Annotated in this window: 13 protein-coding genes; 6 read left to right on the plus strand and 7 right to left on the minus strand. The window is 51.3% G+C overall.

What is annotated here, in order from left to right; genetic code table 11:
• Window positions 1-4: 4 nt before the first annotated feature.
• The 4 genes from ppnN (at window position 5) to xni (ending at window position 5,680) form a co-directional block, all read left to right on the plus strand.
• Window positions 5-1,369 carry a nucleotide 5'-monophosphate nucleosidase PpnN gene (gene ppnN, locus FEK46_RS03225; RefSeq protein ID WP_130207698.1) on the plus strand — a complete coding sequence of 455 codons (1,365 nt, stop codon included), beginning with the start codon at window positions 5-7 and terminating at the stop codon, window positions 1,367-1,369.
• Window positions 1,370-1,926: 557 nt separating this feature from the next.
• Complete coding sequence (gene sdaC / locus FEK46_RS03230; RefSeq protein ID WP_064528228.1) at window positions 1,927-3,216, plus strand: HAAAP family serine/threonine permease SdaC; 1,290 nt, start codon at window positions 1,927-1,929, stop codon at window positions 3,214-3,216.
• Between the two features lie 57 nt (window positions 3,217-3,273).
• Entirely contained in the window at window positions 3,274-4,641 is a 1,368-nt protein-coding gene (sdaB, locus tag FEK46_RS03235; protein WP_130207700.1) for an L-serine ammonia-lyase II, read from the plus strand.
• Between the two features lie 283 nt (window positions 4,642-4,924).
• Window positions 4,925-5,680 (plus strand): flap endonuclease Xni, encoded by a 756-nt coding sequence (gene xni / locus FEK46_RS03240; protein ID WP_130207702.1) that lies wholly within the window; start codon window positions 4,925-4,927, stop codon window positions 5,678-5,680.
• Between the two features lie 53 nt (window positions 5,681-5,733).
• Here the strand turns inward: xni and rlmM are convergent, their stop codons facing one another.
• The 4 genes from rlmM to FEK46_RS03260 all read right to left on the minus strand — a co-directional run bounded on the left by rlmM (window position 5,734) and on the right by FEK46_RS03260 (window position 8,736).
• Window positions 5,734-6,834, minus strand: coding sequence for a 23S rRNA (cytidine(2498)-2'-O)-methyltransferase RlmM (gene rlmM / locus FEK46_RS03245; protein ID WP_130214557.1), 1,101 nt, complete (start codon window positions 6,832-6,834; stop codon window positions 5,734-5,736).
• On the minus strand, window positions 6,827-7,222 hold the full coding sequence (locus FEK46_RS03250; RefSeq protein WP_135495007.1) for a DUF423 domain-containing protein: 396 nt from the start codon (window positions 7,220-7,222) through the stop codon (window positions 6,827-6,829). The genes rlmM and FEK46_RS03250 overlap by 8 nt, the downstream gene beginning before the upstream one ends.
• Before the next feature lie 18 nt (window positions 7,223-7,240).
• A complete protein-coding gene (gene gcvA, locus FEK46_RS03255; protein WP_130207706.1) occupies window positions 7,241-8,158 on the minus strand; it encodes a glycine cleavage system transcriptional regulator GcvA in 918 nt (305 codons plus the stop codon).
• A gap of 350 nt (window positions 8,159-8,508) precedes the next feature.
• Window positions 8,509-8,736, minus strand: a complete 228-nt coding sequence (locus tag FEK46_RS03260) for a YgdI/YgdR family lipoprotein (protein WP_130207708.1) — start codon at window positions 8,734-8,736, stop codon at window positions 8,509-8,511.
• A gap of 191 nt (window positions 8,737-8,927) precedes the next feature.
• On the opposite strand from FEK46_RS03260, the gene csdA reads away from it, so the two are divergent.
• Entirely contained in the window at window positions 8,928-10,133 is a 1,206-nt protein-coding gene (csdA, locus tag FEK46_RS03265) for a cysteine desulfurase CsdA (RefSeq protein WP_135559266.1), read from the plus strand.
• Window positions 10,133-10,576, plus strand: a complete 444-nt coding sequence (gene csdE / locus FEK46_RS03270; protein ID WP_130259362.1) for a cysteine desulfurase sulfur acceptor subunit CsdE — start codon at window positions 10,133-10,135, stop codon at window positions 10,574-10,576. The genes csdA and csdE overlap by 1 nt, the downstream gene beginning before the upstream one ends.
• A 56-nt stretch (window positions 10,577-10,632) precedes the next feature.
• Here csdE and tcdA read toward each other — a convergent pair whose 3' ends face one another.
• The 3 genes from tcdA to FEK46_RS23545 form a co-directional block, all read right to left on the minus strand.
• The gene (gene tcdA / locus FEK46_RS03275; protein ID WP_135559265.1) at window positions 10,633-11,439 is read right to left on the minus strand and encodes a tRNA cyclic N6-threonylcarbamoyladenosine(37) synthase TcdA; all 807 of its coding nucleotides are present in this window, start codon (window positions 11,437-11,439) and stop codon (window positions 10,633-10,635) included.
• A gap of 238 nt (window positions 11,440-11,677) precedes the next feature.
• Window positions 11,678-12,775 (minus strand): murein transglycosylase A, encoded by a 1,098-nt coding sequence (mltA, locus tag FEK46_RS03280; RefSeq protein WP_135559264.1) that lies wholly within the window; start codon window positions 12,773-12,775, stop codon window positions 11,678-11,680.
• An 11-nt stretch (window positions 12,776-12,786) separates the two neighbouring features.
• Window positions 12,787-13,002: hypothetical protein (locus FEK46_RS23545; RefSeq protein WP_205712902.1), on the minus strand; the 216-nt coding region annotated here is incomplete at its 5' end.

A 13,002-nucleotide genomic window follows, 5' to 3' on the forward strand; every position in this document is an offset into this window, starting at 1 on the left:
TTTCTTGATTACACATATTAGCCCTCTTGGCTCCATGGATATGTTGTCGCAGTTGGAAGTGGACATGCTTAAACGCACCGCCAGCAGCGACCTCTATCAATTATTTCGCAACTGTTCACTCGCTGTTCTGAACTCCGGTAGCCTCACCGATAACAGCAAAGAATTGCTGTCCCGTTTTGAAAATTTCGACATTAACGTGCTACGCCGTGAACGCGGCGTTAAGTTAGAACTGATCAATCCCCCGGAAGAAGCTTTTGTCGATGGGCGTATCATTCGCTCCTTGCAGGCCAACTTGTTTGCCGTTCTGCGCGACATTCTCTTCGTCTATGGGCAAATCCATAACACCGTTCGTTTTCCAAATCTGAATCTCGACAACTCTGTTCATATTACCAACCTGGTCTTTTCTATCTTGCGCAATGCTCGCGCGCTGCACGTGGGCGAAGCGCCCAATATGGTGGTGTGCTGGGGCGGTCACTCCATCAACGAAAACGAGTATTTGTATGCCCGTCGCGTTGGTAATCAGTTGGGGCTGCGTGAGTTAAATATTTGCACTGGCTGTGGTCCAGGCGCGATGGAAGCGCCGATGAAAGGCGCAGCGGTTGGACACGCCCAACAGCGTTACAAAGACAGCCGTTTTATTGGTATGACTGAACCATCAATTATCGCCGCTGAACCGCCTAACCCGCTGGTTAACGAACTGATCATCATGCCGGATATCGAAAAACGTCTGGAAGCGTTTGTCCGTATCGCCCACGGCATCATTATCTTCCCTGGCGGTGTGGGTACAGCGGAAGAGCTACTGTATTTGCTGGGAATTTTAATGAATCCGGCCAACAAAGATCAGGTCTTGCCATTGATCCTCACCGGCCCGAAAGAGAGTGCTGATTACTTCCGCGTACTGGACGAGTTTGTCGTGCATACGTTGGGAGAAAACGCGCGCCGCCATTATCGCATCATCATTGATGACGCTGCAGAAGTAGCCCGTCAGATGAAAAAAGCGATGGCGCAGGTGAAAGAAAACCGTCGCGATACGGGCGATGCCTACAGCTTTAACTGGTCAATGCGTATTACGCCAGATTTGCAAATGCCGTTTGAGCCGTCTCACGAGAATATGGCTAATCTGAAGCTTTACCCGGATCAGCCCGTTGAAGTGCTGGCTGCCGACCTGCGTCGTGCATTTTCTGGCATTGTAGCCGGTAACGTAAAAGAAGTCGGCATTCGCGCCATTGAAGAGTTTGGGCCATACAAAATCAACGGTGATAAAGAGATCATGCGCCGTATGGACGACCTGCTTCAGGGGTTTGTTGCCCAACATCGTATGAAGTTACCAGGCTCTGCCTACATCCCTTGCTACGAAATCTGCACCTAATCCTCCCTTCCCCGGTAACGTTTGTTGCCGGGTTTTTCTCTTTTTTGGTCGCTCACTAATCAATCTATTTCATTTGTTATATGAATGTTTAAGCGCGTCATCATGTCATTAATATCACCACCTGTAATATGTCATACAATTTATGTTGCAACGCAAACGTTTCCCTTAATTTGAAGACCGCATTTTATCTCCGCAAAAAAGAAAATCTTGTAATCATTAACTAAAAGTATTGATTTTTGCAGTTCAACCTACATATATTGCGCGCCCCGGAAGAGGCCAGATGTCGTTAATCTGCCAAATATTGCCCTTAAATTCTCTTTTACTTTTGATTTACAGAGTAAAGCATTGGGATTATCTATCTTCCAAGTAGATTATTGTATTTGAGATCAAGATCACTGATAGATACATAACTTGTGTGTATCTTTCCGCCCTCAAATTATTACGGCGGAAAATGATTAAGCCATCGCCGATAGACAGATTTCATTTTTACGGCCAGGCACCTTCCCGGGCTGAACTGGCTAAAAGCTGAATTATTTGCATTCCTCCAGGAGAAATAGATGGAAACGACTCAAACCAGCACGATTGCGTCGAAAGACTCTCGCAGTGCCTGGCGCAAGACAGATACCATGTGGATGCTGGGCCTTTACGGCACGGCGATCGGCGCGGGCGTGCTGTTCCTGCCAATCAACGCCGGTGTTGGCGGTATGATCCCGCTGATCATCATGGCTATCCTTGCGTTCCCGATGACGTACTTTGCGCATCGTGGCCTGACTCGCTTCGTGCTGTCTGGTAAAAACCCAGGCGAAGACATCACCGAGGTAGTAGAAGAACACTTTGGTATTGGCGCAGGTAAACTGATTACCCTGCTCTACTTCTTCGCTATCTACCCGATTCTGCTGGTTTACAGCGTGGCAATCACCAACACGGTTGAAAGCTTCATGTCTCACCAGCTGGGTATGACGCCGCCGCCGCGTGCGATTCTGTCACTGATCCTGATCGTGGGTATGATGACCATCGTTCGCTTCGGTGAGCAAATGATCGTTAAGGCGATGAGTATTCTGGTATTCCCGTTTGTTGGCGTACTGATGCTGCTGGCTCTGTACCTGATCCCGCAGTGGAACGGCGCAGCACTGGAAACTCTGTCTCTGGACACTGCATCGGCAACCGGAAACGGTCTGTGGATGACCCTGTGGCTGGCAATTCCGGTAATGGTGTTCTCGTTCAACCACTCTCCGATCATCTCTTCTTTCGCCGTTGCGAAGCGTGAAGAGTACGGCGATATGGCAGAACAGAAATGCTCGAAGATCCTGGCATTCGCTCACATCATGATGGTGCTGACCGTAATGTTCTTCGTATTCAGCTGCGTACTGAGCCTGACTCCGGCAGACCTGGCTGCGGCTAAAGAGCAGAACATCTCGATTCTGTCTTACCTGGCTAACCACTTTAACGCGCCGATCATCGCGTGGATGGCTCCGATTATCGCGATTATCGCTATCACCAAATCCTTCCTGGGCCACTACCTGGGCGCACGTGAAGGCTTCAACGGTATGGTGATCAAATCACTGCGTGGTAAAGGTAAGTCTATCGAAATCAACAAGCTGAACCGTATCACTGCGCTGTTCATGCTGGTAACGACCTGGATTGTTGCCACCCTGAACCCGAGCATCCTGGGTATGATTGAAACCCTGGGCGGCCCAATCATCGCGATGATCCTGTTCCTGATGCCGATGTACGCCATTCAGAAAGTACCGGCAATGCGTAAATACAGCGGTCACATCAGCAACGTATTCGTTGTCGTGATGGGTCTGATTGCAATCTCCGCAATCTTCTACTCTCTGTTCAGCTAAGTCCTTTCGCGCCGCTTTCGGGCGGCGCTTCCTCCGTTTTAACGCGATGTATTTCCTATGATTAGCGTATTCGATATTTTCAAAATCGGCATTGGCCCTTCCAGTTCTCATACCGTTGGACCAATGAAAGCGGGTAAACAATTTACCGACGATCTGATTGCCCGTAACCTGCTTAAAGACGTGACCCGCGTGGTGGTTGACGTCTATGGTTCGCTCTCTCTGACCGGCAAAGGGCACCACACTGATATCGCCATTATTATGGGCCTGGCAGGGAATCTGCCGGATACCGTGGATATCGATTCCATCCCTGGTTTTATTCAGGATGTGAATACTCACGGTCGCCTGATGCTGGCAAACGGTCAGCACGAAGTCGAGTTTCCGGTTGATGAATGCATGAACTTCCATGCCGATAACCTTTCTCTGCATGAGAACGGCATGCGCATTACCGCGCTGGCGGGCGATAAAGTTGTTTACAGCCAGACGTATTACTCCATCGGCGGTGGCTTTATCGTTGATGAAGAGCATTTTGGCCAGCAGGATAGCGCACCGGTTGAAGTTCCGTATCCTTACAGTTCAGCAGCCGACCTGCAAAAACATTGCCAGGAAACCGGGCTGTCACTCTCTGGTCTGATGATGAAAAACGAGCTGGCGCTGCACAGCAAAGAAGAGCTGGAACAGCACCTGGCGAACGTCTGGGAAGTGATGCGTGGCGGTATTGAACGCGGTATTTCCACCGAAGGCGTGTTGCCAGGCAAATTGCGCGTTCCTCGCCGTGCCGCGGCACTGCGCCGGATGCTGGTCAGCCAGGATAAAACCACCACTGACCCGATGGCGGTTGTTGACTGGATCAACATGTTCGCACTGGCAGTGAACGAAGAGAACGCTGCGGGCGGTCGTGTGGTGACTGCGCCGACTAACGGTGCGTGCGGGATTATCCCGGCAGTGCTGGCGTACTACGACAAGTTTATCCGCGAAGTGAACGCTAACTCACTGGCTCGTTACCTGCTGGTAGCCAGCGCCATTGGTTCTCTTTATAAGATGAACGCGTCGATTTCTGGTGCCGAAGTGGGTTGCCAGGGTGAAGTTGGCGTGGCGTGCTCAATGGCGGCGGCGGGTCTGGCAGAACTGTTAGGCGCAAGCCCGGCGCAGGTGTGCATCGCGGCGGAAATCGCTATGGAGCATAACCTCGGCCTGACGTGTGACCCGGTTGCTGGACAGGTTCAGGTACCGTGCATTGAGCGTAACGCCATTGCGGCAGTGAAAGCGGTGAACGCCGCGCGTATGGCACTGCGCCGTACCAGCGAACCGCGCGTCTGCCTCGATAAAGTTATCGAAACCATGTACGAAACAGGTAAAGACATGAACGCCAAGTACCGCGAAACCTCTCGCGGCGGCCTGGCAATGAAGATCGTTGCCTGCGATTAATCGCTCTCCAGAGGCCTCGTTTTGCGAGGCCTCACATTGTTGAGAATGTACCTGTTGTTTATGTCGGATGCGGCGCAAACACCTTATCAGACCTATAAAACAGCGCAAATTCAATAGATTGCGATTCTTTTGTAGGCATGATAAGCGCAGCGCATCAGGCAATTTGGCGTTGTCATCAATATCAGATCTCGTTTTGCGAGCCCTCTTCCTGTTTTCTCATCCAGCCATAGCCTGTTCCGGCATCGAATGTTACCCTTATCGCCTGATCTTTAAGGGGGTTATCGTGGCTGTTCATTTGCTTATTGTCGATGCACTGAATCTTATTCGTCGCATTCATGCCGTGCAGGGTTCACCCTGCGTGGAAACCTGTCAGCACGCCCTTGATCAACTTATTATGCACAGCCAGCCGACCCACGCCGTCGCCGTTTTTGATGATGAAAACCGCAGTAGCGGCTGGCGTCATCAGCGCCTGCCTGATTATAAAGCGGGTCGCCCGCCAATGCCGGAAGAGTTGCACAACGAGATGCCCGCGTTACGTGCAGCCTTTGAGCAACGCGGTGTCCCGTGCTGGTCAGCCAGCGGCAACGAAGCCGATGACTTAGCCGCCACGCTGGCGGTCAAAGTGACCCAGGCGGGGCATCAGGCAACCATCGTTTCGACAGATAAAGGCTACTGTCAGCTACTTTCACCTACATTACGTATTCGCGATTACTTCCAGAAACGCTGGCTGGATGCACCGTTTATCGATAAAGAATTTGGCGTTCAACCGCAGCAATTGCCCGATTACTGGGGGCTGGCGGGGATCAGTAGTTCAAAGGTGCCAGGCGTTGCGGGAATTGGGCCCAAAAGCGCCACGCAGTTGCTGGTCGAGTTTCAGAGTCTGGAAGGGATCTATGAGAATCTGGAAGTGGTTGCCGAAAAGTGGCGCAAGAAATTAGAAGCCCATAAAGAGATGGCGTTCCTGTGCCGTGATATCGCCCGCTTACAGACTGATTTGCATATCGACGGCAATTTACAGCAGCTAAGACTTAAACGCTGATAAACCAATGCCGGGAGCAGACAGTTATAGCTTCCGGCACACGGAGTCAGCGATTAGCGCTCGTCGCGACGACCACCTACCGCAGCCCAGATGCGACGGACATGCACCGTCACTTCTTCGCGATCGTGATACAACTGACGCGCCTGAATCTGGGCGTTAATGCCATGTTCATCAAGCTGTGCCTGAATGTACGCCAGATTGTGTGATACTTCTTCGTAGCGTTTTTTCATCGGCAATTTAAGGTTGAAGATAGTTTCACGACACCAGCCATTAACCAGCCACTGCGCCATCAAAGCCGCGACCTTCGCCGGTTTTTCCACCATGTCACACACCATCCACGAGATATTGCTACGTGTCGGGCGGAATTTAAAACCATCTTCCCGCAGCCACGTTACTTGTCCGGTATCCATCAGACTTTGCGCCATCGGGCCGTTATCAACGGAGTAAACCCACATGTTGCGCTTCACCAGTTGGTAGGTCCAGCCGCCCGGGCAAGCGCCCAAATCCACCGCCCACATCCCGTTCGCCAGGCGTTCATCCCATTCATCCGCAGGAATAAACACATGAAATGCCTCTTCCAGCTTGAGCGTGGAACGACTTGGTGCATCTGCCGGAAACTTCAGGCGCGGAATGCCCATATAGAACGGCGAGTTATTATTGCTGTAGGAGTAGCCGGTATAACAGCAGCCTGGCGCGATAAAGAACACATGCACAACCGGACGCTTCGGCGTTTCATAGCTCGCCAGGACGCCCGCATCACGCAAGGCAGCCCGTAACGGTACAGTAAATTTGCGGCAGAATTTCAGTAACTCTTTACTTTCGTTGGTGTCCGCGACTTCAACGCGAAGTTCGCCGCCCTTCTCTACCACACCCTGCAACATGCCAACTATTGGCGTGATGCGGTCTTCCTGCGGCAAATGCTGGAGCAGTTCTCCCACCACAAACCACTGGCGGGCAAAAATTAATGAACTAAATGGCAGTTCACGGATTAACTTATCGCCATCTTCCGCTTGATAACATTCATAAATCACATAACCCGCATTCTCTTTTACACGGGCAAAACCGAATATTTCCCGCTGCCCGGCTTTATCGGTAATTTCTGCGGCGCACTCTTTTTCAAAGCCCGGACGGCACAACAATACAACTTTATTCATGACTTACGCCCTTGCGCTTTAAACGGATAGCACCAACTAACATTAACGCCCAGCCCGCGAGAAAACTCACACCGCCGACCGGAGTGACAAACGCCCACAAACGCAGATGAGACAGCGCCAGGCAATAAAGGCTGCCGCTGAACAGCACCGTACCTAGCGCCAGAAAGACGCTACTCCAGTAAAACCAGATACTGATGCGACGTTGCATTGCCACCGCCAGACCTAAAATTGCCAGCGTATGAAATGCCTGGTATTCGAGGCCGGTCTGGATCCAGCCCATTTCAACGGCGCCCACGGTTTTACTTAAAACATGCGCACCAAAAGCACCCAGAGCGACAAAAATGAAGCCGCTAATGGCGGCGAAAATCAGCATAAAACGGCTGGTCATGGTCGTACCCTACATAAATTATTGTTCATAACGAAAGCGGAATTTTTCTTGTTCAGCAGCGGCTTTCGCCAGGATCCATTGGCGAAAGGCGGCTATTTTACCCAGTTCTGCCTGGCTGTCATGACATACCAGATAAAAAGCATTTTTACTGACCAATACGTCATTAAACGGGCAAACAAGGCGTCCGGCCTCGATTTCAGATTGCGCCATCACGTTATTTGCCAGCGCCACCCCCTGCCCGTGAATGGCGGCTTGTAGCACCATGGCGCTATGGCTGAAGATAGGCCCTTGCTGAACGTTAATATGAGTCAGCCCCAACTGGCGGGTATATGTCTGCCAGTCTCGCCGGGATGCATCGTGTAATAACGTATGTTTAGCCAGATCTTCCGGCGTCTTCAAGGATTTCTCACCGGTTAATAGTAAAGGCGAACACACTGGCAACAGGTATTCGGCGTAAAGCTTTTCCACCCGCAGCCCCGGCCAGTTGCCTCGGCCATAAAATATCGCCACATCGACATCATCCGCCAGTTTATCTTCCTGTCGGTCGACCGCCTGGATTCGAACGTCGATTCCCGGATAAGCTGAATTAAAGCTGGAAAGTCGCGGTACCAGCCAGTGGATGGCAAAACTGGGGAGTAAGCTAACCGTCAATGCCCCTTTGGCGCTACGGGCCTGGAGTTTACGCGTCGCTTCGGTTAATTGCGAAAATATCTCTTTGATATCGAGAAAATAGCTTTGCCCTTCCTCGGTCAATAGAAGTGAACGATTACGGCGGCGGAACAGTTTTAGCCCCAAAAAATCCTCAAGGGACTTGATTTGATGACTTACTGCGGCCTGGGTCACAAAAAGCTCTTCTGCTGCACGCGTGAAGCTTAAATGGCGGGCTGCGGCATCAAAAACTCGTAAGGCATTTAGCGGTGGTAATCGTTTAGACATGGCTTTTAAACTTTGATGTTAAATGAATTTAACAATTAGATTACACTGTGTAACCTATTAGTTTTTTTAATCTGAGCCATTATAAATTGTCCGTTGAGCTTCTACCAGCAAATACCTATAGTGGCGGCACTTCCTGAGCCGGAACGAAAAGTTTTATCGGAATGCGTGTTCTGGTGAACTTTTGGCTTACGGTTGTGATGTTGTGTTGTTGTGTTTGCAATTGGTCTGCGATTCAGACCATGGTAGCAAAGCTACCTTTTTTCACTTCCTGTACATTTACCCTGTCTGTCCATAGTGATTAATGTAGCACCGCCTAATTGCGGTGCTTTTTTTTACCTTGCGATCGCGAATTACTGATCCAGTTCGACCATCTCTTTCACGTCGGTACGGTTGATCTGCTGTTTGTTGCCATTAGCGTCTTTATAAGAAATCATACCGGTTTCATCATCCGTCATCGGTTTACCATCAGATACAATGGTACGTCCGTCGTTGGTGTGCATCACATAGTTCGAACCGGAACAGGCGCTAAGGGCAAAAGTCAGCATACAGGCAGAGATAATGGCGGCAGTCTTTTTCATCTTCTTCTCCTTAAAGCGATTACTAAATCTTAATAATATTGATTAACAGGCTAAAATTAACGCCTAACACTATTCAGCATATGTTACTGACGCGGCTTCGACAGGATATCCAGACGATTCCGATGGTTAGCACTCACCTTGTTTCAAAGTGAATTTTGCGTCACGATCGGCGAATCAAGCCGAGGAGTCTCATGAACGTTTTTAATCCCGCGCAATTTCGCGCCCAGTTTCCCGCGCTACAGGATGCGGGCGTTTATCTCGATAGTGCAGCGACCGCACTCAAACCCGAAGCTGTAGTTGAAGCAACCCAGCAGTTCTATAGCCTGAGCGCCGGAAACGTCCATCGCAGCCAGTTTGCCGAAGCCCAACGCCTGACCGCACGTTATGAAGCTGCACGGGAAAAAGTAGCGCAATTGCTAAATGCACCGGATGATAAAACTATCGTCTGGACGCGCGGCACCACCGAATCCATCAACATGGTGGCACAATGCTATGCCCGTCCGCGTCTGCAACCGGGCGATGAGATTATTGTCAGCGTGGCAGAGCATCACGCTAACCTCGTTCCCTGGCTAATGGTTGCCCAACAAACCGGAGCCAAAGTGGTGAAACTGCCGCTTAATGCGCAACGGTTGCCGGATGTCGATTTATTGCCGGAGTTAATTACTCCCCGTAGTCAAATTCTGGCGTTGGGCCAGATGTCGAACGTCACTGGCGGTTGCCCGGATCTGGCGCGAGCGATTACCTTTGCTCATTCAGCCGGGATGGTGGTGATGGTTGATGGTGCTCAGGGCGCAGTGCATTTCCCTGCCGATGTTCAGCAACTGGATATCGATTTCTATGCTTTCTCTGGTCACAAACTGTATGGCCCGACGGGTATCGGCGTGCTTTACGGCAAACCAGAACTGCTGGAAGCGATGTCGCCCTGGCTGGGCGGCGGCAAAATGATTCACGAAGTGAGTTTTGACGGCTTCACTACTCAATCCGCGCCGTGGAAACTGGAAGCCGGAACGCCAAATGTCGCTGGTGTCATAGGATTAAGCGCGGCGCTGGAATGGCTGGCCGATTACGATATCTACCAGGCAGAAAGCTGGAGCCGTAGCCTGGCGACGCTTGCAGAAGACGCTCTGGCAAAACGTCCAGGCTTTCGTTCATTCCGCTGTCAGGACTCCAGCCTGCTGGCCTTTGATTTCGCGGGTGTTCATCACAGCGATATGGTGACGCTACTGGCGGAATATGGTATTGCCCTGCGCGCCGGGCAGCACTGTGCTCAACCGCTGTTGGCAGAATTAGGCGTAACCGGCACCCTGCGCGCCTCTTTTGCGCCATATAATACAAAGAGTGATGTGGATGCGCTGGTGAATGCCGTTGACCGCGCGCTGGAATTATTGGTGGATTAATGACGAACCCGCAACTCGCCGGACATCCGTTCGGCACAACCGTTACCGTAGAGACGTTACGCGATACTTTCGCGCCATTGACGCAATGGGAAGACAAATATCGCCAGCTGATTATGTTGGGGAAACAGCTGCCTGCGTTGCCAGACGAATTAAAAGCACAGGCCAAAGAAATTGCCGGATGTGAAAACCGCGTCTGGCTTGGATATAACGTCGCAGAAAACGGCAGGATGCATTTCTTTGGTGATAGCGAAGGGCGCATTGTGCGCGGTCTGCTGGCCGTATTGCTGACTGCCGTTGAGGGCAAAACCGCCGCCGAGTTACAAGCACTGTCGCCGCTGGCATTGTTTGATGAGCTGGGATTGCGTGCGCAACTTAGCGCCTCTCGCAGTCAGGGATTGAATGCGTTAAGCGAGGCAATTCTCGCTGCGGCAAAGCAAGCTTGATGTTACACAGATCCTGGTCGGATAAGACACACCAGACGTCGCATCCGACCTAATGTTTACCCCTGGCGCGCCGCTTTCGCCATCATCTTCTTCAGCGCATGAGAAACCGCAACAAACCCAAAGGTGGCGGTTACCATCGTCGCGGCGCCAAATCCAGATGCGCAATCCATCCGCTTTGGCCCTTCCGCCGTGGCTTTCATTGCACAGACCGTGCCGTCTGACTGCGGATACACCAGTGCTTCGGTAGAGAACACGCAATCCACGCCGAGCTTACCTTTACTGTTTTTCACCACGCCGAAATCGCTTTTCAGGCGCTCGCGCAGCTTCGCCGCCAGCGGATCCTGAATCGTCTTCGCCAGATCGGTAGCCTGAATCTGCGTCGGATCAATCTGCCCACCAGCGCCACCGGTCGTGACCAGCGGGATTTTATTGCGCCGACAATAAGCAATCAGCGCCGCTTTGGGTCGCACGCTATCAATGGCATCAATTACATACGAATAACCTGCACTCATGTATTGCGCTACGTTATCCGGCGTCACGAAGTCATCTACTACTGTTACACGGCACTCAGGGTTAATCTGGCGAATGCGCTCCGCCATCACTTCCGCTTTTGCCAGCCCGACGTTATCGCGCAGGGCATGAATTTGCCGATTGGTATTGGTGACGCACACATCATCCATATCAATAAGCGTGATTGCGCCAATCCCCGTGCGCGCCAGCGCTTCCGCCGCCCAGGAACCGACACCACCGATACCCACCACACAAATATGCGCATCAGCGAACAGTTGCAACGCTTTTTCACCATACAGACGCGCTGTGCCACCAAAACGCTGACGCCATGCATCACTAATTACAACAGACATAGCACCTCAGAATTAAAAAGGGCGAGGTTATCCCTCACCCTAAACGCATAAATGCCTGATGCGCTACGCTTATCAGGCCCACATAACTCCTGCAATATATTGAATTTGCATGATTTGTAGGCCGGATAAGGCGTTCACGCCGCATCCGGCATGAACAACGCGCACTTAGTCAACAATCAGGAGGTGAGGTTATTCCTCACCCTGCCTTATCCGTAAAAACGGCATAAAGAATAACACATCAACCACTAAAGACGTTACCTGCGCCCGGGGCGGTTTTCAGCACCCAGACACGTCCATAGTGGTTGTACCAACCTGCGCGGTGTCCGGCTTCAGGTCCAATCCCCTGGTAGATATCGAAGTGTTGGCCTTTGATTGCACCACCGACATCTAACGCCACCATCAAACGCAGTTCGTACTGACCGTTAAATTTGCCGTTATTATCCAGCAGCGGCACTTCTGCCAGCAAGGTTGTACCTGGCGGGATAATGGAACGATCGGAGGCAACTGAAGCGCGACCAACCAGCGGCACCGCACTTGCCCCTTTCACCGGTGCAAAAGACTGCGGTTTAAAGAAGACGAAAGACGGGTTCTGTTCCAGCAGCTCGCGAACTTCGGCTTCACTGTGTGTTTCACCCCAGTGACGAATCGCCTGCATCGACATATCTTCTTTTTTCACTTCGCCACGATCGATCAACACCTTGCCAATACTGCGATAGGCATGACCATTCTTTCCGGCATAGCTGAAGAAGTTAAGCGGACTGCCATCACCAAAATCGATATACCCACTACCCTGCACATCCATAATGAAGTTATCCATCAGAGAGTTGCTGTAAGCGAGGATGTATTTATCGCTCAATGCTCCCGCGTAGATCTCCGCGCGAGACGGCAAACGCCCACGTTTTGGCGGCATTCGATAAATAGGATACTGGAACTCGCCCTGACGAGTATGGCGCGCCTGAATCACCGGCGTGTAATAGCCCGTAAACTGTACGTTACCGTAATTATCCGTACCTTCCATCTGCCAGGCGTCAATGCCGAACTGGCGCATATTGCGGGTATCACCGCCTGCACGCAGCCACTCCTGCACGGCGTTATAAACGCTACTCTGGTTGCCATACAGACGCGGCGACGCGTTGCGGATATGGTTAATTTGTTCGGCAAAATCACCGGCGTTAATCGGCGCGCCAACAGCATCTGGTTGGTTCACCAGAGAGAAAGGCTGGGTAAATTTCCCGTCTTTATATTGCTGTCCGCGATCGGTTGGTTTGGAGGAGCAGGCGGCCAGTATCGTCACAACCGCGCCCATAAGAAGGTACTTTACCCAACATCCTTTCATTATTCTCTTCTTCAGGTTAAAAAATAAGGCGTTAATGAAGATAACAAACCGTCGCCTTTAATGAAATCCGTAGTATTCCCTGATGCAAATTTTGTACAAAAAATAGACTTCAATGCTTTGTTTTTGTTCAAAATCATGCCAAATCCGTGATCAGAGTAAAAAAAAGGTTGCATGAAAACGCGAGCGGAGTATAGTGCGCATCCACGGACGCGGGGTGGAGCAGCCTG

Source organism: Escherichia sp. E4736 (genome assembly GCF_005781225.1).
Classification (GTDB): Bacteria; Pseudomonadota; Gammaproteobacteria; order Enterobacterales; family Enterobacteriaceae; genus Escherichia.